Annotated in this window: 20 protein-coding genes and 2 riboswitches; all 20 genes read left to right on the top strand. The window is 39.8% G+C overall.

Annotated features, from left to right (window positions below):
• Positions 1 to 88: 88 nt before the first annotated feature.
• The 20 genes from JFV29_RS25870 to JFV29_RS25775 all read left to right on the top strand — a co-directional run bounded on the left by JFV29_RS25870 (position 89) and on the right by JFV29_RS25775 (position 21,239).
• Positions 89 to 2,473 carry a 3-hydroxyacyl-CoA dehydrogenase/enoyl-CoA hydratase family protein gene (locus JFV29_RS25870; protein WP_201187235.1) on the top strand — a complete coding sequence of 795 codons (2,385 nt, stop codon included), beginning with the start codon at positions 89 to 91 and terminating at the stop codon, positions 2,471 to 2,473.
• 79 nt (positions 2,474 to 2,552) lie between these two features.
• Complete coding sequence (locus JFV29_RS25865; RefSeq protein ID WP_201187233.1) at positions 2,553 to 3,731, top strand: acetyl-CoA C-acetyltransferase; 1,179 nt, start codon at positions 2,553 to 2,555, stop codon at positions 3,729 to 3,731.
• A gap of 82 nt (positions 3,732 to 3,813) precedes the next feature.
• On the top strand, positions 3,814 to 5,601 hold the full coding sequence (locus JFV29_RS25860) for an acyl-CoA dehydrogenase family protein (protein ID WP_201187231.1): 1,788 nt from the start codon (positions 3,814 to 3,816) through the stop codon (positions 5,599 to 5,601).
• A gap of 141 nt (positions 5,602 to 5,742) precedes the next feature.
• Positions 5,743 to 6,099 carry an arsenate reductase family protein gene (locus JFV29_RS25855; protein ID WP_201188106.1) on the top strand — a complete coding sequence of 119 codons (357 nt, stop codon included), beginning with the start codon at positions 5,743 to 5,745 and terminating at the stop codon, positions 6,097 to 6,099.
• A gap of 95 nt (positions 6,100 to 6,194) precedes the next feature.
• Positions 6,195 to 6,575, top strand: a complete 381-nt coding sequence (gene gcvH, locus JFV29_RS25850; RefSeq protein WP_201187229.1) for a glycine cleavage system protein GcvH — start codon at positions 6,195 to 6,197, stop codon at positions 6,573 to 6,575.
• 90 nt (positions 6,576 to 6,665) lie between these two features.
• On the top strand, positions 6,666 to 7,031 hold the full coding sequence (locus JFV29_RS25845) for a toprim domain-containing protein (protein ID WP_053348680.1): 366 nt from the start codon (positions 6,666 to 6,668) through the stop codon (positions 7,029 to 7,031).
• 3 nt (positions 7,032 to 7,034) lie between these two features.
• Positions 7,035 to 7,343, top strand: coding sequence for a thioredoxin family protein (locus JFV29_RS25840; protein ID WP_056525383.1), 309 nt, complete (start codon positions 7,035 to 7,037; stop codon positions 7,341 to 7,343).
• 161 nt (positions 7,344 to 7,504) lie between these two features.
• Positions 7,505 to 7,610: riboswitch (SAM riboswitch) on the top strand.
• Positions 7,611 to 7,713: 103 nt separating this feature from the next.
• Entirely contained in the window at positions 7,714 to 9,024 is a 1,311-nt protein-coding gene (locus JFV29_RS25835; RefSeq protein ID WP_201187227.1) for an O-acetylhomoserine aminocarboxypropyltransferase/cysteine synthase family protein, read from the top strand.
• 117 nt (positions 9,025 to 9,141) lie between these two features.
• Positions 9,142 to 9,254: riboswitch (SAM riboswitch) on the top strand.
• 180 nt (positions 9,255 to 9,434) lie between these two features.
• Complete coding sequence (locus JFV29_RS25830; RefSeq protein ID WP_201187226.1) at positions 9,435 to 10,469, top strand: methionine ABC transporter ATP-binding protein; 1,035 nt, start codon at positions 9,435 to 9,437, stop codon at positions 10,467 to 10,469.
• Positions 10,462 to 11,130 carry a methionine ABC transporter permease gene (locus JFV29_RS25825; RefSeq protein ID WP_201187225.1) on the top strand — a complete coding sequence of 223 codons (669 nt, stop codon included), beginning with the start codon at positions 10,462 to 10,464 and terminating at the stop codon, positions 11,128 to 11,130. The genes JFV29_RS25830 and JFV29_RS25825 overlap by 8 nt, the downstream gene beginning before the upstream one ends.
• A gap of 15 nt (positions 11,131 to 11,145) precedes the next feature.
• Positions 11,146 to 11,979 carry a MetQ/NlpA family ABC transporter substrate-binding protein gene (locus JFV29_RS25820; RefSeq protein WP_201187224.1) on the top strand — a complete coding sequence of 278 codons (834 nt, stop codon included), beginning with the start codon at positions 11,146 to 11,148 and terminating at the stop codon, positions 11,977 to 11,979.
• A 103-nt stretch (positions 11,980 to 12,082) separates the two neighbouring features.
• Complete coding sequence (locus tag JFV29_RS25815; RefSeq protein WP_053348684.1) at positions 12,083 to 12,286, top strand: hypothetical protein; 204 nt, start codon at positions 12,083 to 12,085, stop codon at positions 12,284 to 12,286.
• A 450-nt stretch (positions 12,287 to 12,736) separates the two neighbouring features.
• Positions 12,737 to 13,522, top strand: coding sequence for a Fe-S cluster assembly ATPase SufC (gene sufC / locus JFV29_RS25810; RefSeq protein WP_053348686.1), 786 nt, complete (start codon positions 12,737 to 12,739; stop codon positions 13,520 to 13,522).
• A 15-nt stretch (positions 13,523 to 13,537) separates the two neighbouring features.
• Positions 13,538 to 14,839 (top strand): Fe-S cluster assembly protein SufD, encoded by a 1,302-nt coding sequence (gene sufD, locus JFV29_RS25805; RefSeq protein WP_201187223.1) that lies wholly within the window; start codon positions 13,538 to 13,540, stop codon positions 14,837 to 14,839.
• A complete protein-coding gene (locus JFV29_RS25800) occupies positions 14,839 to 16,068 on the top strand; it encodes a cysteine desulfurase (protein WP_098176260.1) in 1,230 nt (409 codons plus the stop codon). Before sufD ends, JFV29_RS25800 begins: the two co-directional genes overlap by 1 nt.
• Positions 16,058 to 16,486, top strand: coding sequence for a Fe-S cluster assembly sulfur transfer protein SufU (gene sufU, locus JFV29_RS25795; protein WP_053348689.1), 429 nt, complete (start codon positions 16,058 to 16,060; stop codon positions 16,484 to 16,486). Before JFV29_RS25800 ends, sufU begins: the two co-directional genes overlap by 11 nt.
• A gap of 56 nt (positions 16,487 to 16,542) precedes the next feature.
• Complete coding sequence (sufB, locus tag JFV29_RS25790; protein ID WP_056524668.1) at positions 16,543 to 17,940, top strand: Fe-S cluster assembly protein SufB; 1,398 nt, start codon at positions 16,543 to 16,545, stop codon at positions 17,938 to 17,940.
• A 136-nt stretch (positions 17,941 to 18,076) separates the two neighbouring features.
• Complete coding sequence (locus JFV29_RS25785; protein ID WP_201187222.1) at positions 18,077 to 18,925, top strand: DUF72 domain-containing protein; 849 nt, start codon at positions 18,077 to 18,079, stop codon at positions 18,923 to 18,925.
• An 87-nt stretch (positions 18,926 to 19,012) separates the two neighbouring features.
• Positions 19,013 to 19,840 carry a sulfite exporter TauE/SafE family protein gene (locus JFV29_RS25780; protein WP_201187221.1) on the top strand — a complete coding sequence of 276 codons (828 nt, stop codon included), beginning with the start codon at positions 19,013 to 19,015 and terminating at the stop codon, positions 19,838 to 19,840.
• Positions 19,841 to 19,853: 13 nt separating this feature from the next.
• Positions 19,854 to 21,239 carry a bifunctional metallophosphatase/5'-nucleotidase gene (locus tag JFV29_RS25775; protein WP_201187219.1) on the top strand — a complete coding sequence of 462 codons (1,386 nt, stop codon included), beginning with the start codon at positions 19,854 to 19,856 and terminating at the stop codon, positions 21,237 to 21,239.
• Positions 21,240 to 21,280: the final 41 nt, after the last annotated feature.

The raw sequence follows: 21,280 nt of genomic DNA, 5'->3' as shown, positions 1-21,280 counted from the left end.
ATTAGTAATAAGAAAAAATATTCAAAATTTTTTTGAAATAAAAATGAATGAGCATTCATTCAATATATTGTGTAAGGGGGATATAAACTTGGTTCGACAAATACGAAAGGCTGCTGTTCTAGGGTCAGGAGTTATGGGATCAGGGATTGCTGCACACCTTGCTAACATCGGCATTCCGACTTTATTATTGGACATTGTACCTCGTGAACTCACAGAGGATGAAAAGAAAAAAGGTCTTACATTAGAAAATAAACAAGTACGTAACCGCATCAGCCAAACTGCGATTACTAAACTTTTAAAGCAAAAACCAGCTCCGCTTTCAGCTAAAGGAAATCTTGCGTTAATTGAAGCCGGGAACCTGGAAGATGATATAAGTCGTTTAAAAGACGTCGATTGGGTTATTGAAGTAGTCGTTGAGAGACTTGAAGTGAAGCAAAGTGTATTTGCCCAGGTTGATCAACATCGTAAACCTGGAAGCATCATTTCTTCCAATACATCTGGAATTTCAATTGAAGCTATGGCAGAGGGCCGCTCAGAGGATTTCCAAAAGCACTTCTTAGGAACTCACTTTTTCAATCCGCCGCGCTATCTTAAATTGTTAGAAATCATTCCCACTAAAGAAACATCTCCAGAAGTGCTCGAGTACATGAAACAATTCGGCGAAGATGTACTGGGTAAAGGTGTTGTCGAAGCAAAGGATACACCAAACTTTATTGCAAACCGCATCGGTACTTATGGTTTGCTAGTTACCCTTCGTGAAATGCAAAAAGGCGGATACAGCGTTGGTGAAGTGGACTCGGTAACTGGTCCATTAATCGGAAGAGCGACAAGCGCGACATTCCGGACGCTTGATGTAGTTGGATTGGATACTTTTGCACATGTTGCTAAAAATGTATATGACCAGGTGGAAGGGGAAGAAAAAGCAGTTTTCCAAATACCGGGTTTCATGAATAGGATGCTTGAAAACGGCTGGCTTGGAAGCAAGTCCGGACAAGGATTTTTTGTGAAAAAGGGTAAGGAGATCTTTGAGCTGAATCCTGAAACTCTTGAATATGAAGCCCGTAAAAAATTAAAGACTCCTTCTATTGAAATGGCTAAACAGGCCAAGGGTCTAGCCAACAAAATGAAAGCGCTTGTTTATAGCGATGACCGTGCTGGTGAATTACTTTGGAATGTGTTAAATCCAGCTCTTGTGTATTCTGCACAACTGCTTGGGAATATTGCCGATGATATTGTGGCAATCGATCAAGCAATGAAATGGGGCTTCGGCTGGTCTATGGGACCTTTCGAAACGTGGGATGCGATTGGTGTTGAAAAATCAGTAGCACGTTTAGAACAAGAAGGAGTTACTGTTCCTCAATGGGTGAAGGATATGCTGGAAAAAGGTATCACTTCTTTTTACAAAGAAGAAAATGGCATAGTTTTCTACTATGATAATGGAGAATATAAAGAACTTCTTGAAAACCCTAAGGTGATTAACCTTAAAGCAATCAAGAAGCAAAAAGGCGTAATCAAGAAAAACAGCGGTGCAAGTCTGATTGATATTGGTGATGGAGTGGCTCTTCTTGAATTCACTTCACCAAATAATGCAATAGGTCTTGATATCATGCAAATGATCAATGCCGCAGTCGATGAAGCAGAAGCTAATTATAAAGGTCTGGTGATCGGAAACCAAGGCAAAAACTTCTGTGTAGGTGCTAATATTGCCATGATGTTGATGGAAGCACAAGATGACAATATTTTGGAATTGGATATGGTTATCAGCCAATTCCAAAAGGCAATGCTTAAGATTAAGTACAGTGCTGTACCTGTTGTTGTAGCGCCATTTAATATGACACTTGGCGGCGGTGCGGAAGTATCTCTTCCTGCTGCACGTATCCAAGCAACGACAGAAACATATATGGGTCTTGTAGAAGCTGGTGTTGGATTGATTCCAGGCGGTGGCGGAACAAAAGAACTTTATGTAAAAACGCTGAAGAATATGCCAAAGGGCGTCGCCTTTGATTTGCAGAAAGTGGCTAATCAAGTATTTGAAACAGTCGCGATGGCAAAAGTTTCGACTTCTGCTGAAGAAGCACGCGGGAATAACTTCCTTAATTCTTCTGATGGAATAAGTGTGAACGCAGATCATCAATTATATGATGCGAAGCAGGCAGTCATCTCCATGTATAACCAAGGGTATACAGCTCCAGTTCGTACAAAAATTCCTGTGGTCGGTGAAACAGGTTATGCCACACTTCTTTTAGGGGCAGAATCCATGCGCCTTTCCGGCTTCCTATCTGATCATGACCTTGTCATAGCTAAAGAGCTTGCATACGTCCTGGCCGGAGGAAAACTTCCATACGGTACAGAAGTAGATGAGCAGTATATCTTGAACCTAGAGAAACAAGCTTTCCTAAAACTAATTTCTACTCCGAAATCTCAGCAAAGAATGCAGCATATGCTTGCAAAAGGGAAACCACTTCGAAACTAATGGATAAGTGAAAATACGGTTAGATTGCAAATGAAGGTTAATAGATTGATAGCTTAAAAATGAAGTAAGGGGGATCCTCATGAAAGAAGCGGTAATAGTAGCTGGAGCAAGGACTCCGGTAGGAAGAGCAAAAAAGGGTTCTCTTGCTAACGTTCGACCAGATGATTTAGGGGCTCTTGTTGTAAAAGAAACGTTAAAGCGTGCTGGAAATTATGAAGGTTCTATTGATGATTTAATTATCGGTTGCGCAATGCCTGAGGCGGAGCAAGGGCTGAATATGGCGAGAAATATTGGTGCGTTAGCAGGATTGTCTTACACAGTACCAGCTATAACAATTAATCGTTACTGTTCAAGCGGATTACAAAGTATTGCTTATGGAGCGGAAAGAATCATGCTCGGCCAAAGTGATACGGTCATTGCAGGTGGAGCAGAGTCCATGAGTCTTTTGCCAATGATGGGACATGTAACCCGTCCGAACGCACAACTTGCGGAAACAGCACCAGAATACTATATGGGGATGGGTCACACAGCTGAAGCCGTTGCAAAAAAATACGGTATTTCGCGTGAAGAACAGGATGCATTTGCTGTGCGCAGTCATCAAAGGGCTGCTAAGGCCATTGCTGAAGGAAAGTTTTCAGATGAAATCGTTCCGGTTGATGTAACCATTCGCTCAGTAGGTCCGGATCTTAAATTACAGGAAAAGTCATTCCAGTTTGCACAAGATGAAGGCGTTCGTGAAGGCACAACATTTGAAGTGCTTAAGAAATTAAGACCAGCATTCTCTGTGACAGGATCCGTTACAGCAGGAAATTCATCACAAACGAGTGATGGAGCTGCTGCAGTTATGGTCATGGATGGAGAAAAAGCTTCTTCAATAGGGATGAAGCCACTTGGTAAGTTCCGTTCCTTTGCCGTAGCAGGGGTACCACCGGAAATTATGGGAATTGGTCCGATCGCTGCGATTCCAAAAGCTTTGAAACTAGCAGGTCTTGAGCTTTCTGATATTGGTTTATTTGAATTGAATGAAGCCTTTGCTTCTCAATCCATTCAAATCATTCGTGAGCTGGGATTGAATGAAGAGATTGTCAATGTCAATGGTGGAGCTATTGCCCTAGGCCATCCACTAGGATGTTCCGGTACTAAATTAACATTAAGCCTACTTCATGAAATGAAGCGCAGAAACCAACAATTCGGAGTCGTTACAATGTGTATCGGTGGCGGTATGGGTGCTGCTGGAGTATTTGAATTATTAGCGTAATTCCATCTCGATCGAAAGTTTATCAACAATTCCGGCGGGCTTAAGATAATTAATCATCATTAATCATTTAGGAGGAAATAACATGTCCAAACAAACAACAGATAACCTCATAAAAGGCGGCGCCTTTTTAGTAGAAGATATTACGTATAATCAAGTGTTTACACCAGAAGATTATTCTGATGAGCATAAAATGATTGCCAAAACTTCTGAAGATTTCGTAGTGAATGAAGTTCTTCCGCAAGTTGAGCATTTAGAGAATCATGAATTCGACCGTTCTGTAAAATTACTGAAGCATGCAGGGGATATCGGTTTACTTGGTGCTGACGTTCCTGAAGAATATAACGGGCTTGGTCTTGATAAAATTAGCTCGGCAATAATTACAGAAAAAATGGCGCTTGCAGGTGGGTTCGGAATCACTCACGGTGCACACGTAGGGATTGGATCTTTGCCAATCGTATTATTTGGAAATGAAGAACAAAAGAAAAAATACCTTCCATTGCTAGCAACGGGCGAAAAAATTGCTGCTTATGCTTTAACTGAACCTAGCTCAGGATCTGATGCATTGGGTGCAAAAACGACAGCGAAATTAAATGCAGAAGGTACTCACTACGTTTTAAACGGTGAAAAACAATGGATTACCAATGCAGGTTTTGCGGATGTGTTCTGTGTATATGCTAAAATCGACGGCGAACAATTCTCTGCCTTTATTGTAGAGCGTGAATATCAAGGTGTATCTACGGGCGCTGAAGAAAAGAAAATGGGTATAAAAAGCTCATCTACACGTACTTTAATCCTGGAAGACGTACATGTTCCAGTTGAAAACCTTCTTGGCGTAGCTGGAAAAGGGCATGTTATTGCTTTCAATATCTTGAATATTGGCCGATATAAATTGGGTGTTGGCGCAGTCGGCGGATCTAAACGCGCTCTTGAAATTACTGCTGCTTATACAAATCAACGTCAGCAGTTCAAAACGAAAATTTCTGACTTTAACCTGACGAAAGAAAAACTTGCAACGATGGCTTCTAAAATTTATGCAGCAGAAAGCTCTGTATACCGTACCGTCGGTCTTTATGATCAAAGACAAAGCAAGCTGACTGATGAGCAAGTGAAAGATGGAAAATCAATGGCAGCAGCGATCGCTGAATATGCAATTGAGTGTTCTTTGAATAAATTCTTCGCTTCTGAAGTATTGGATTACGTAACAGATGAAGGCGTACAGCTTCATGGTGGTTATGGTTTCATGCAGGAATATGAAATTGAAAAAGCGTACCGTGACTCTCGTATTAACCGGATTTTCGAAGGCACAAATGAAATCAACCGTTTGCTTGTTCCGGGAACATTCCTGAAAAAAGCACTTAAAGGAGAACTTCCTCTTCTACAAAAAGCACAGGGACTGCAAGAGGAATTAATGATGATGATGCCTGAAGAGCCTAGCGATGAGCCATTGGCACAAGAAAAAATGCTGGTTAGAAATGCTAAGAAAATCGGTATTTTGGCAGCAGGTCTTGCAGCACAGAAATACGGCAAGAAACTTGATCAAGAACAAGAAATCTTATCTAACATTGCTGATATCGCATCCCTTGCATACGCTGCTGAATCTGTGGTTTTACGTACAGAAAAAGCAATTGCGACTACAGGTTTAGAAAAGAATAAACAAAAGGTATTGTACACTGAAATTTTCGTTCAAGAAGCGTTCAATGAAATAGAACAGCATGCAAAAGAAACGTTAATTGCCGTTGAAACAGGCGATACTCTTCGCATTATGCTTTCTTCACTTCGCAAGTTGACTAGACACAACCCAATCAATGTCATTGCGAAAAAACGCGAAGCTTCTGTTAAGGTAATCGAAACTGAAAAATACGCACTATAATCAAATTTCACACGTAATAAAGGGAATTCCCGTAATCGGGTATTCCCTTTATTACGTGTGAAATTTTCACGATGGAAAGACAAGGAGAATTCGTTGTATTGCACAGAAAAAACGGGTATTCTATTGATAGGTGGTGAAACAATGGGCTTAACATTATATTGGTACCCAAAATGCGGCACATGCCGTAATGCGAAGAAGTGGCTGGATAGTCATGAACTGCAATATGAAGCGATTCATATAGTAGAAAATCCGCCTTCTCGAACAGAAATCGAACAACTATATAATACCAGCGGATTAGAGCTGAAGAAGTTTTTTAATACTAGTGGGCAAAAATACCGGGAGCTGGGTTTAAAGGACAAACTGAAAGAAGCTTCTGAAGCAGAAATGCTAGATATATTGTCTACTGATGGTATGCTTCTTAAAAGGCCGATTGTTACGGACGGCACAAAAGTGACAGTTGGTTTCAAAGAAGAACAATTCGAACAGACTTGGAACTAAAATAATACGAAATATTTGGTTAATTCCTTACTTTTAAAAAAATCTACCTTATAATGTAATAGATAAAATAAGATGTACTATGGAGGGAATTAATGATGACAACACCAAAAGAACTTCGTTACACAAAGGAACATGAATGGGTCAAAACAGAAGATGGAACAGTACGCATCGGAATTACAGCATTTGCTCAGTCCGAACTTGGGGACATCGTTTTTGTTGAGCTTCCAGAGATTGGCGCTGAATTGAAATCGAACGAGCCATTTGGCAGTGTTGAATCTGTTAAAACTGTATCTGAGCTGTATGCTCCTATCAGTGGTAAAGTTGTTGAAGTAAATGAAGAGTTGAATGACAATCCTGAATTCGTAAATGAATCTCCTTTTGAAAAAGCATGGATGATCGTGATTGAACCATCAAATATCAGTGACGTTGAAAACCTGATGAGCGCTGAAGAATATGATAGCCTGATAAACGGTTAAAATGAAGGAGAGAGGGTCTAAATAGGCCTGCTCTCTTTTTCACTTTATAAAAAGGCAGCATGCACACAATTCGTGAGATGGAGTGATGACATGGAGTGGGGCGAATTTGATAAAGTTATCATTGTAGAAGGCAGTTCCGATAGAAGAAAAGTTGCCTCCGTTTTGAATGAAGATGTGGAAATAAGATGTACAAATGGGACCATTTCATTAACTAAGCTGGATGAGTTAGTAGATGAAATGATGGACCGTGATGTTTATCTCCTTTTTGACGCAGATGATTCAGGAGAAAAGCTACGGAAGCAATTCCGAAGGGAAATGCCAGAAGCAAGCCACTTGTATATCAATAAAATGTACAAAGAAGTGGAAAGTGCCCCCGAACATCATATCGCTACAGTGCTCCTATCTGCCAATATGAATGTGAAAATGAAATTTTTAAGTCAAAGGGTGAACGACTAATTGATGCAAGAATTGAAAGAAGAAGATTGTAGGCTTGCTGTTGAAGAAGGGGAAACCTTTTGCTTATATTTATATACACCTTTGTGTGGGACCTGTCAGGTGGCTTCTAGGATGCTTACGATATCATTGGAGCTTTTTCCAGACTTGAAGGCAGGAAAGATGAATATGAACTATGTCCAAACAATCGCCGAATCATATGAAATTGAGAGTGTACCTTGTTTATTACTATTTAAAGAAGGGCAGCTGCGGAAAAAAATTTATGCCTTTCAGTCTGTTCCTTATTTGTACGGAGTGCTTAAGGAAATAAGCTAAAAAGCCAATCCAATATGGGTTGGCTTTTTAGCTGTAGAAAAGTAGTGAATAAACGATATAGTTGATGGGGAATTGAAATAAGAATATTCAAATAATTGATTGACTGGATAATTCTAAAGTGCTATATTTTGAATTAAGAAAGTAACTGCTAAATTTAATAGTTCTTATCAAGAGTGGCGGAGGGATTGGCCCGACGAAGCCCGGCAACCGGTATAAATTTATATACGGTGCTAATTCCAACAGAGTATTGGCTCTGGAAGATGAGGAGAGTATATAAGCCTCTTCTTATGAAGTGGTTTTTTTGCTTGTTAAAAGAGGAAGGCCTGATTCTTAAATCCAACTAAATCCATAGAAAAAGGGGAGAAATCTTATGGCAGAGAAAAAGTTGCGTTTCGAAACATTGAGTGTTCACGGGGGTCTGCAAGTAGATGAAACGGGTGCACGTGCAGTGCCTATTTATCAAAGCAATGCATACTTGTTCAAAGATACTGACCATGCAGCAAATTTATTTGGCTTAAAGGAAAATGGCTATATTTATACACGACTTCATAATCCTACGGTCAGTGTTTTCGAAGAAAGAATGGCCTTGTTGGAAGGTGGTATCGGCGGACTGGCAACCGCAAGTGGGATGGCTGCCATTACACTGTCAATCCTAAATATTGCTGGTGCAGGAGATGAAATAGTGTCCGCTTCTACATTATATGGCGGTACGTATAATCTTTTTGAAAATACTCTTCCTAAATATGGGATAAAAGTGAAGTTCGTCTCTCCTGATGACCCTGAAAATTTCAAAAAAGCCATCACGCCTAGAACGAAGGCTATATTTGCGGAAACAATTGGAAATCCAAGTCTAAGGATTCTTGATATTGAGGCTGTAGCGGACATTGCTCACAATGCGGGCATACCACTCATTATCGATAATACCTTTGCTACCCCATACCTTTGCCGGCCAATTGATTTTGGAGCGGATATTGTCATCCACTCTGCTACAAAATGGCTCTTGGGAAATGGAACCACCTTAGGAGGCATCATCGTGGATGGGGGCAAATTCGACTGGAACTCACCAAACTACCCTGGCTTTACGGAACCGGATCCAAGCTACGATGGGATTGTATACTCTGAAGCAGTCGGCCCTGCTGCCTTTATCACAAAAGCTCGTGTGCAATTACTTCGTGATTTAGGGCCGACGTTAAGTGCTCAAAGCGCGTTCCAGTTTACGCTGGGGCTAGAAACGTTGCATGTGAGAATGAAAGAGCATCTTTCGAATACTAAGTCTGTTATTCAATATTTGGAAAATCATCCTGCTGTGAACTGGGTTTCGCACCCTAGTAATGGAAGTCACCCTGATAAAGCGCTGGCGGATAAATATTTGCCTAAGGGAGCAGGATCTGTTGTGACTTTTGGAATTCAAGGTGGACGCGAAGCTGGAGCAAAACTTATCAATTCGGTAGAGTTATGGTCGCATGTAGCCAACGTAGGGGATGCTAAAAGTTTAATTATCCACCCTGCTAGTACGACCCATCAACAATTAAATGATGTAGGTTTAGCAAAAGCGGGTGTAAGTGCTGATCAAGTGCGCATATCGATTGGTATTGAAAACATAGAGGATTTAATAGAAGATTTAGAGCAGGCAATTGAAAAAGCGACGAATATTGTCTCCTTAACTTCTAAAACTGTTTAATAAAAAAGACCTGTTCATTCTTTCCTAGAAATATTATACATTGCGCTCCTTTTTTATCTATGATAAAATTTCTCCATACTAAAGAACTTAATGATGTACAAATATTCTATATATTAGCTCTTATCAAGAGAGGTGGAGGGATGTGCCCGATGAAACCCGGCAACCGACAAGGAAATTTCCTTGGAAAGGTGCCAATTCACACAAAGTTTAATCGCTTTGGAAGATGAGAGAAAGGCCTGCTTTTTCACCTGCCTTTCTGCTCATGCAGAAAGGTTTTTTCTATTTAGTTTGGGAAAACCTTTACATGTATAGCAATATTGAAAAACGGTTTTAAATCATATTTACAGGCTGATAATGAAGATAAATCAACTAAGTTCATAGGTTTTATTGGATAAAAGAGGTGAGTATTAATGATTACATTGACAAAAGTTAGTAAGCTATTCCGAACAGGAAAAGGAAGCAGTGACACGATTAAGGCTGTAAATAATGTTAATGTTGAAATAAATAAAGGCGAGATTTTCGGTATTATTGGCTACAGCGGAGCAGGGAAAAGTACTTTGATCAGGATGCTTAATGGATTGGAAACACCAACAGAAGGATCCGTTGTGGTGGCTGATAAAGAAATTTCCAAAATCAAAGGTGCTAAGCTACGTAAAGCTCGACAAGAAATCAGCATGATCTTTCAACATTTTAATTTATTATGGTCTAGAACCGTTCAGGAGAATATATCGTTTCCTCTAGAAATTGCAGGGGTTTCGAAAAATGAGCGTATCAAGCGTGTGAATGAATTAATTAAGTTAGTTGGGCTTGAAGGAAGAGAAAAGGCATATCCTTCGCAATTAAGCGGAGGGCAAAAACAAAGGGTCGGGATTGCTAGGGCTCTTGCTAACAATCCTAAAGTGCTACTGTGCGATGAAGCGACGTCTGCTTTAGACCCGCAGACAACCGATTCAATACTTGAATTGCTTGTGGACATCAATAAGCGTCTTGGTCTAACGATTGTTTTGATTACACATGAAATGCACGTCATCCGTAAAATTTGTCACCGCGTTGCAGTAATGGAAAGTGGTCAAGTCGTTGAACAAGGACCTGTCCTGGAAGTCTTCAAGAATCCGAAAGAACAAATGACGAAGCGTTTCGTTCAACAGGTAACAGAGCCTGAAGAAACAAAAGAAACAATGGAACACTTGCTGGAACGCTATCCAGCAGGAAAAGTAATTCAATTGACGTTCGTAGGAGATCATGCAGAGAGTCCGTTAATTACTAGGCTGGTACGTAACTTTGAGTTGGATGTCAATATCGTTCAAGGAAAAATATCTCAAACTAGAAGTGGTTCATATGGAACGTTATTTATCCACCTTGATGGCAATGAGGATGAAATGCTCCGCGCAATCGAATTCATTAAAGCACAGCATGTAGGCGTGGAGGTGATTACTCATGCTTGAAGAATTATTACCGAATGTATATTGGGAAGACATTATTGAAGCAACAAAAGAAACACTTTATATGACTAGTATCTCAGTACTAGCAACCTTTTTTATAGGCATACTATTAGGGCTAGTCCTGTTTTTAACAGGGAAAGGTAACTTGTGGGAAAATCGGGTAATTAACACGACCATGAGTGCTATCGTTAATATTTTCCGTTCCATTCCATTCCTTATTTTAATTGTGTTGCTCATACCTTTCACAAAATTGCTTGTCGGTTCTATGATCGGTGAGGATGCTGCTTTACCAGCCCTTATTATCGGGGCGGCACCATTTTATGCACGTATGGTTGAAATCGGCCTCCGTGAAATCGATAAAGGTGTAATTGAAGCGGCTAAATCAATGGGAGCGAAAACGAGCACGATCATTTGGAAGGTACTTCTTCCAGAATCGATGCCAGCATTAATTTCAGGGATTACGGTAACATCGATTGCATTGGTTGGATATACCGCAATGGCAGGGGTTATCGGTGCAGGCGGGCTTGGTAATCTGGCCTATCTAGACGGCTATCAAAGGACTCACAATGACGTTACACTTGTAGCGACGATTGTTATACTAATTATCGTCTTCATTATTCAAATTATTGGAGATGTGATTACATCTAAATTAGACAAAAGATAAAGGGAGATGAATAGGATGAAAAAGTTTTTAGGATTTGCATTATTACTTGTTTTATCGATTGCTCTTGCTGCTTGTGGAACCGATAAGGACAACAGCGGCAGCGATACAGAAAAGGAAACGAAAAAATTAGTTGTAGGTGCATCCAATGTTCCGCATGCTGAGATTCTTGAAAAAGCTAAACCTCTTCTTGAAGAAAAAGGAATTGAGTTGGAAATTAAACGGTTCCAAGATTATGTTTTACCGAATAAGGCTTTAAACGATAAAGAATTGGATGCTAACTACTTTCAACACATTCCATATTTAGAGGGGCAAATTAAAGAAAATGGATATGACTTCGTTAATGCTGGTGGAATTCATATCGAGCCGATTGCTCTATATTCACAAAAATATAAAAGCATTGATAAACTTCCGGAAGGCGCAACAATTATTATGAGCAGCTCTGTTGCTGACCACGGACGTGCGTTATCTCTATTAGAAAAAAATGGCCTGATTACATTAAAAGAAGGCATCGATAAAACGACAGCTACAACAAAAGACATTGTTGAAAATAAGAAAAAACTTAAATTTGATGCGAATTATGAAGCAGCTTTACTTCCGAAAATTTATGAGAGTGGCGAAGGGGATGCCGTTCTAATCAACTCTAACTATGCGATTGACGCTGGATTGAATCCGCTTAAAGATTCAATTGCTATTGAAGACTCTGAATCACCATATGTGAACGTTATTGCTGTTAACAAAGGTGATGAAAATAAAGAAGAAATCAAAACGCTAGTAGAAGTATTACATTCTAAAGAAATTCAAGATTTTATTCTAAAGGAATACAAAGGTGCAGTCGTACCAACTAAATAATTTATGGTAAGGAACGACCTGGAAATCTTCAGGTCGTTTTTTTATGTTTAAAGATGAAAACACAGGGTATAGAGTTAATAGAGTAATAAAGTGATTCACAAATTTGAAAGGATGGTTCACTATCAATACTTTAGATTTAAATGTAACAAGCGAAATGGAAAAAGCGATGCAGTTATCACATGGGATTGGCTATAATGAGTACAGCAGAAATTTAGACCTCCGTATCGAGGTTGAGAAAGAACGAGATAAGGAACATGAAAAGTGCAACAAAATGGTCATTGACCTACAACGTAAAATTCACGGTTAAGCATATAAAAGAGTCTTTAAAAGATCGGTCTGTAGAGGTAAAATGATAAGTGGTCTAGAAAATAAGGGTTTCCTTATTAGATTAACTTACATAGCACCTAGCAGACCTTTTTTTCTTTAACAAAGGTAATACGTACCTTCCAATTAAGATTTTTTAGACATATATTAATAAGAACGAAGGTTTGTTGAATAATAAGTTTTAAATAAGAAAAGCTAAAATAAGGCTCTATTTGCTGTAAATAGCCTATAACAGTAGGGTTTGTAACAATAGGACAGGTTTTCATCATGAAAGAAGTGGAAACCCCTATCTATATTAGTTGATTCCAAATTGGATTTGTTATAAAATTGGAATGAGAATAAAGTGAGAATGCTTTTATGAAAAATAAATAGTAAAGAAAGTAGTTTTTACTTTCTGGTAATAAAATAGGAATTAGTTCACGGAGGTATTATTATGTCAGCTTCTACATTAACGGTTAAAGATCTTCACGTATCAATTGAGGGTAAAGAGATTTTAAAAGGGGTTAACCTTGAAGTAAAAGGCGGAGAAATCCATGCAATCATGGGACCAAATGGAACTGGTAAATCCACTTTATCTTCAGCAATTATGGGTCACCCTAAATATGAAGTAACAAGCGGCAGCATCACATTCGATGGTGAAGACGTATTGGAAATGGAAGTTGACGAGCGCGCTCGTGTTGGTCTTTTCCTTGCTATGCAATATCCAAGCGAAATCAGTGGTGTTACAAATGCTGACTTCTTACGTTCTTCTATCAATGCACGTCGTGAAGAAGGCGATGAAATTTCATTGATGAAATTCATCCGTAAAATGGACGAAAAAATGGCATTCCTTGAAATGGATGAAGATATGGCGCAACGTTATTTAAATGAAGGATTCTCAGGCGGAGAGAAAAAACGTAACGAAATTCTTCAATTAATGATGATTCAGCCAAAAATCGCTATTTTAGATGAAATTGACTCTGGGCTAGATATCGATGCTCTTAAAGTCGTTTCAAAAGGAATCAACGAAATGCGCGGAGAAGACTTTGGATGTTTAATCATCACTCACTACCAACGTCTATTAAATTACATCACTCCTGATTACGTACATGTAATGATGCAAGGCCGTGTTGTAAAATCAGGCGGGCCTGAACTAGCTGCACGTTTAGAAGCAGAAGGTTATGATTGGATCAAACAAGAATTGGGCATTGAAGACGAAACTGTTGGCGAAGAAGCGTAAGTAGGAGGATTTGCAATGACTACAGAAACGAAATTACCGTTTGAACAAGAGGACATAAGCTCTTATTCAACTAAAAATAATGAGCCAGCTTGGCTATCTGAGCTTCGAATTCAAGCGTTTTCTGAATTAGAAAAGCTCCCAATGCCAAAGCCGGATAAAACAAAAATCGATAAATGGAATTTTACTTCTTTCAAGACTCATACAGTTGAAAGTGAAACTTTTGCCTCTTTAGATGAGGTTCCGGAAGAAATTAAATCCATCATTGAAGGAAATGAAAACTTATACATTCAACGCAATAATACGCCGGCACATATTAATTTGTCAGCAAAAATAAAAGAACAAGGCGTTATTTTCACTGATATTTTTACAGCGGCTCGTGACCATGCTGAGCTCGTACAAAAATATTTCATGAAGGACGGAGTTAAAATAGATGAGCACCGTTTAACAGCATTACATGCTGCATTAGTTAACGGTGGTGCATTCCTTTATGTTCCAAAAAATGTAGAGATCAAAGATCCAATTCAAGCAGTATTTTTGTTGGATAACCCTGAAACTACACTTTTCAACCACGTTTTAATCGTGGCAGAAGATAATAGCTCTGTAACATATGTAGAGAACTACTTCTCAAGCGTTGAGTCTAACGAAGGTATTGCTAATATCGTAACTGAAGTATTTGCAAATGCGAATGCCAAAGTGGAATATGGAGCTGTTGATACCCTTTCGAAAGGTTTTACGACATATGTTAACCGCCGTGGAGTTGCAGCACGTGACGCTCGTATTGAGTGGGCACTTGGCCTAATGAACGATGGAAATACGATTTCAGATAACACAACATATCTAATGGGCGATGGCTCTCACGGTGATACTAAAACCGTTGTAGTCGGCCGCGGGGAACAAAAACAAAACTTTACGACAGCCATTATTCATTTTGGCAAACGCTCTGAGGGCTATATCCTTAAGCACGGTGTTATGAAAGACGGCGCATCCTCCATTTTTAATGGAATTGGGAAAATTGAGTATGGTGCTACAAAGGCCAATGCTGAACAAGAGTCACGCGTACTGATGTTAAGTGAAAAAGCACGCGGAGACGCCAATCCAATCCTTTTAATTGATGAAGATGATGTAACGGCTGGGCATGCCGCTTCTGTCGGACGTGTTGACCCGCTTCAACTTTATTATTTAATGAGTCGTGGTATTACTAAAAAAGAAGCAGAAAGACTTGTCATTCACGGATTCTTGGCCCCTGTTGTTAACCAGCTTCCAATTGAAGGAGTTAAAAAACAATTAGTAGCGGTCATTGAAAGGAAAGTACAGTAATGAACCCATACGAAATTCGTAAGCTTTTTCCGATATTAGATCAAGAAGTCAATGGTCAGCCATTAGTTTATTTAGATAGTGCTGCAACCTCTCAAAAACCGGCTGCAGTGATTGAAGCGATTGAGCAATATTACCGCGGATACAACTCGAATGTTCACCGCGGGGTGCATACACTTGGAACAAAAGCTACGGATGCGTATGAAGGTGCACGTGAAAAGGTGCGTAAATTCATTAATGCTTCTTCTACAGAAGAAATCATTTTTACAAGAGGAACAACAACTTCTTTAAATACTGTAGCAAGAAGTTACGGTGGAGCAAATGTAAAAGAGGGCGACGAAATTGTTATCTCTTACATGGAGCATCACAGTAATATTATTCCGTGGCAGCAGTTGGCTAAAGAAAAAGGTGCTGTACTGAAATATATTCCGCTTCAAGAGGATGGAACGATTTCCCTTGATGATGTGAGAGCTACAATTACAGATGCAACGAAAATCGTTTCCATTATGCAGGTTTCCAATGTGCTTGGTGTTATCAACCCTGTGAAGGAAATCGCAAAAATTGCCCATGAACACCATGCTGTCATGGTTGTGGATGGGGCACAAAGCACGCCGCATCTAAAAGTGGATGTTCGTGATTTGGATTGTGATTTCTTTGCCTTCTCAGGTCATAAAATGGTCGGTCCAACAGGTATCGGCGTATTATATGGTAAAAAAGAACTTCTTGAAAAAATGGAGCCGATTGAATTTGGCGGAGAGATGATTGATTTTGTAGGTTTGTATGAGTCTACATGGAAAGAACTCCCGTGGAAATTCGAAGGCGGTACCCCAATCATTGCCGGCGCCGTTGGCCTTGGGGCTGCAATTGATTTCTTAGAAGAAATCGGCTTGGATAATATTGAACGGCATGAACATAAACTTGCAGCTTATGCAATGGAGAAAATGTCTGCAGTTGAAGGGCTGACGATTTACGGTCCTAAAGATGCAGAAAAGCGTGCGGGTGTAATAACCTTTAATATTAATGACGTTCATCCACATGACGTCGCTACCGTTCTTGATGCAGATGGAATTGCTGTCCGTGCCGGTCATCACTGCGCACAGCCATTAATGAAATGGCTTGACGTATCATCGACAGCAAGAGCAAGTTTCTATCTCTACAACACGGAAGAAGATATTGATAAGCTTGTGTCCGGGCTTGTTAAAACGAAGGAGTATTTTAGTAATGTCTTTTGATAACTTAGATACACTTTACCGTCAAGTCATTATGGATCATTATAAGAAACCACGTAATAAGGGTATGCTAGAAGATGGTAGCATGACAATCGATATGAATAATCCAACTTGCGGCGATCGGATTCGTTTAACGATGAAGATTGAAGATGGCAAAGTCAGCGATGTTAAATTCGATGGTGATGGTTGTTCAATATCCATGAGTTCAGCTTCTATGATGACTCAAGCCATTAAGGGCAAAGACGTTGATACTGCTCTAGCAATGTCCCAGACATTTTCCTTAATGATACAGGGGAAAGAGTATGATGATGAGATCGACCTTGGGGATATTGAAGCCCTTCAAGGAGTTTCTAAATTTCCTGCCCGTATCAAGTGTGCAACTCTAGCTTGGAAAGCCATGGAAAAGGGATTAAAGGAATAAATAAATTAAAATGAGCTGTTGTAGATTCAGCCATTTGAAATGGAGGAATACGAGCTATGGCTAAGAAAATGCCTGAAATCGGCGATTATAAATATGGCTTTGCGGATAAAGATGTTTCCATCTTCCGTTCAAAGCGTGGTCTGACAAAAGAAATCGTGGAAGAAATTTCTCGAATGAAGAATGAACCGCAATGGATGCTTGATTTCCGTTTGAAATCATTGGAGCATTTTTACAATATGCCAATGCCTCAATGGGGCGGCGACATGCAAAGCTTGAACTTTGATGAAATCACATACTATGTTAAACCATCAGAGAAATCAGAGAAATCTTGGGATGAAGTCCCTGATGAAATCAAACAAACTTTTGATAAATTAGGAATTCCTGAGGCAGAACAAAAATATTTAGCAGGTGTTTCTGCTCAATATGAATCCGAAGTAGTTTACCACAGCATGAAAGTAGAATTAGAAGATTTGGGTATCGTGTTTAAAGATACGGACTCTGCACTTCGTGAAAATGAAGATATCTTCCGTGAGCATTTCGGTAAAACAATCCCGCCTACTGATAATAAGTTTTCGGCATTGAATTCAGCTGTATGGTCAGGCGGATCTTTCATCTATGTACCAAAAGGTGTTAAAGTAGATACTCCGCTTCAAGCTTATTTCCGAATCAACTCTGAAAACATGGGTCAATTCGAACGTACGCTAATCATTGTGGATGAAGGAGCATCTGTTCACTATGTAGAAGGTTGTACAGCACCTGTTTATACAACTAACTCTCTTCATAGTGCGGTTGTTGAAATCGTCATTAAAAAAGATGCTTACTGCCGTTACACAACGATTCAAAACTGGGCAAATAACGTGTTTAACCTGGTTACGAAACGTGCGGTCTGTGATGCAAATGCAACAATGGAATGGATTGATGGAAACATCGGTTCTAAATTGACAATGAAATATCCTGCTGTCATCTTAAAAGGTGAAGGTGCTCGTGGTATGACATTATCTATTGCTATTGCTGGAAAAGGCCAACACCAAGATGCTGGAGCAAAAATGATTCATCTTGCGCCAAATACATCTTCAACTATTGTATCAAAATCAATTTCAAAACAAGGCGGAAAAGTAACCTACCGTGGTATCGTTCACTTTGGACGTAAAGCGGATGGAGCTCGTTCTAACATTGAGTGTGATACATTAATCATGGATAATCAGTCTACATCTGATACAATCCCTTACAATGAAATCCTGAATGACAACATTTCTCTTGAACATGAAGCGAAGGTATCCAAAGTATCAGAAGAGCAATTGTTCTACCTGATGAGTCGCGGAATCTCCGAGCAAGAAGCAACAGAAATGATCGTTATGGGCTTCATCGAACCATTTACAAAAGAACTTCCAATGGAATATGCGGTTGAAATGAACCGTCTGATCAAGTTCGAAATGGAAGGCTCAATCGGATAATAACCGACTAACTTGCCTGTAGTGCATTTTAGAATAACCGATTCATATAAAAAGCCTGCCAGGTAGATCCGGCAGGCTTTTTCTTTTGGGATATAATTCGGGAAATGGGGTCTGACCCCTAAAAGGAGTGGTGCAGATGATTTATGTTGGGGTGACTGGTTGGGGGGATCATGATAGTTTGTATCGTGACGGGGTGTCCCAACGTGATAAGCTGAAAGAGTATGGGGCTCATTTTCCTGTTGTGGAGGTGGACGCTTCGTTTTATGCGGTCCAGCCTAAGAGGAACAGTGAAAAGTGGGTATCCGAGACACCGGTTCCTTTTCAATTTGTTGTAAAAGCCTATCAAGGGATGACAGGGCATCAGCGTGGAGAAATTCCTTTTGAAAATAAAAAAGAAATGTTTAAAGCTTTCCGTGACTCTCTTGAAGCCTATCAAAAAGCCGGCAAGCTAGCAATGGTGCTGTTTCAATTTCCACCATGGTTTGATTGTAAGCGGGAGAATGTAAACTATTTACGGTGGTGCAAAGCAGAGATGGGGGATACTCCAGTAGCTATTGAGTTCCGGAATCAAAGCTGGTACAGACCCAACATGTATCAGCAAACCCTGGAGTTTGTCCAAAAGGAAGGTTGGATTCATACTGTATGTGATGAGCCGCAGGCAGGAGAAGGGTCCATTCCTATTGTGCTCGAGTCTATACATCCAGATAAAACCTTAGTTCGCCTTCATGGCCGCAATATCCATGGTTGGCAAAAACCTTCTTCGGGGGATAATTGGCGGGAAGTTCGTTATTTATACCGATACAATCATCTGGAATTGACCGAATGGGTGGAGAAAATCAGGAAATTAGAAAAACAGAGTAAGGATATATATGTCCTTTTCAATAATAACTCAGGAGGAGATGCCGCAGATAATGCGAAGCAGATGATTGAGATGCTTGGTATAGAATATGAAGGGCTAGCCCCTAAGCAGCTTGGTTTGTTTTAAGCGTCATTATATAATTAATAAATTAGCTGATGTGACAAACTAGTAAGGGATCGCGAGGCCCACAAACAGATAAAGGCGGATTTCTTCATGGTATGGTTAGTATTAGTGGGTATCGGGTTATTAGCAGGCTCAATCGGCTCTCTCGTTGGCCTGGGTGGCGGCATAATCATAGTACCTTCCCTTTTGTTTCTAGGTACATCGACAGATATTATCGATGAACTAACACCTCAAGTCGCCGTCGGTGTTTCAACTGTTATTATGATTTTTACCGGGTTATCTTCTACTTTATCCTATATGAAGCATAAAGTAGTCGATTATAAGGCGGGCTTAATTTTCTTTATAGGCAGTGCTCCTGGAGGAATAATTGGAGCCTATGTTAATAAAAAACTTGATGTGGAAGCCTTTTCGTTGTACTTTGGAATCTTCATGGTATTAATGGCTTTGGTTTTATTAGTAAAAGGCCGCCTGAAGCCTATGGTATTCAAACCTGGAACAGGGAAGGTCGTAAAAACGTATAAAAATAAAAATGGACAAGTATCTTCTTATGGATATTACCCTCTGGTAGCGATATTAATTGCTTTCGTCGTTGGATTCAGTTCCGGTTTATTTGGGATTGGCGGAGGTTCCTTAATGGTTCCAGTAATGATACTGATGTTCTTCTTCCCGCCGCATATGGCTGTAGCGACGTCGATGTTCATGGTGTTTCTGTCTTCCATTACTAATTCGATTGCACATATTTCGCTTGGTAATGTAAATTGGCCATATGCTTTTGCCCTTATTCCCGGAGCCTGGTTTGGCGCAAAATTGGGTGCATTTATTAATACACGCTTAAAAAGTACATCGCTCGAAAATATGTTGAAAATTGTGCTGATAATCATTGGTCTACGTCTTATATACCAAGGTATTACAGGATAACGAGGAGGAAAAAATGTCAGAAATCATTCATATATATCACACCAATGATCTTCATAGTCATTTTGAAAACTGGCCTCGTATTGATAAGTTTCTTAAAGAAAGAAGACAACTTCATCAAGAAACGGGAGAAGAAGCGATCATACTAGATATAGGAGATCATGTTGATCGCTGGCACCCATATACAGAAGGTACTTTAGGGAAAGGAAATATTGAACTGCTGAATGAAGCGGGTTATCAATATGTAACAATCGGCAATAATGAAGGAATCACTTTGCCGCATGAAGCGTTAGACTCCTTATATGAGAATGCAAAGTTCCAAGTGCTGGCAGCCAATATCTATAACCAGAATAATGAAAGACCGGAATGGGCGCTGCCTTATTGGATACATACGACGGCAAAAGGTACAAAGATTGCCATGATAGGATTGACTGCTTATTTTCAAAAGTTTTATTCAGCAATGGGTTGGGAACTAACCGAACCATTTACGGAATTAAAGACACAGCTACATAAGATTAAAGGTGAAGCAGATGCAATCATTATACTTTCCCACCTAGGCATTCATGATGACGAAAGAATGGCAGAGGACTTTCCCGAGATTGATGTAATTCTTGGTGCACATACCCATCACATACTTCATCAAGGCAAATTAGTCAATAATACGCTTCTTTGTGGTGCTGGGAAATATGGCTTTTTTATTGGACAGGTAGAAATGTCCGTCAATGAAGAAATGAAAGTCTGTAAAAAGAGGGCTATTCTCTATGATACAAACGATCTTCCAGAATTAGAGGATGAACGATCTTGGATTGAAGAGATGTACCAGGCCGGAGGAGAGACTCTTCAACAAGTCGCAGTAAACTTACCCGAGTCTTTGGAAAATGAATGGTTTAAAGTTAGTCCGCTTACTGAAATCCTTGGGGAGGCTTTAAGGGAGTGGAGTGAGGCAGATTGTACCTTTTTGAATGCAGGCCTTCTACTTGATGGTTTGCCAAAGGGACCTGTCACAAAAGGGGATATTCACCGAATCTGTCCACACCCGATTAATCCATGCATCGTTGAGGTTAACGGTAATGAATTAAAGGAAATCTTAATGCAATCGAGAAATGAGGAGTGGCCTCATATTCAGATAAAGGGGTTCGGTTTCCGTGGGAAAATCATGGGAGTCATGCATTATGATCAAATAGAATTTAAAGAAGTTACAAATGGAATAGTAAAAGAGATTCTTATAAATGGGGAAAAGCTTCAGCCTCATAAGTCCTATAAACTTGCGATACCGGATATGTTCACGTTTGGGCACTTCTTTCCAAGTATCCAGCGCTCTAATCGAAAAGATTACTTATTGCCGGAATTTTTACGGGATATCCTATTATGGAAGTTGAAAAAAGTATATCCGAATGAATAGGCTATAAACACGGTTTCTCCCTTTTTTTCATAAAGTATGGG

Origin of the sequence: Peribacillus sp. TH16 (assembly GCF_016651095.1) — a bacterium.
Lineage (GTDB): Bacteria > Bacillota > Bacilli > Bacillales > DSM-1321 > Peribacillus > Peribacillus butanolivorans.
This window is presented reverse-complemented; position numbering and strand designations above follow the sequence as displayed.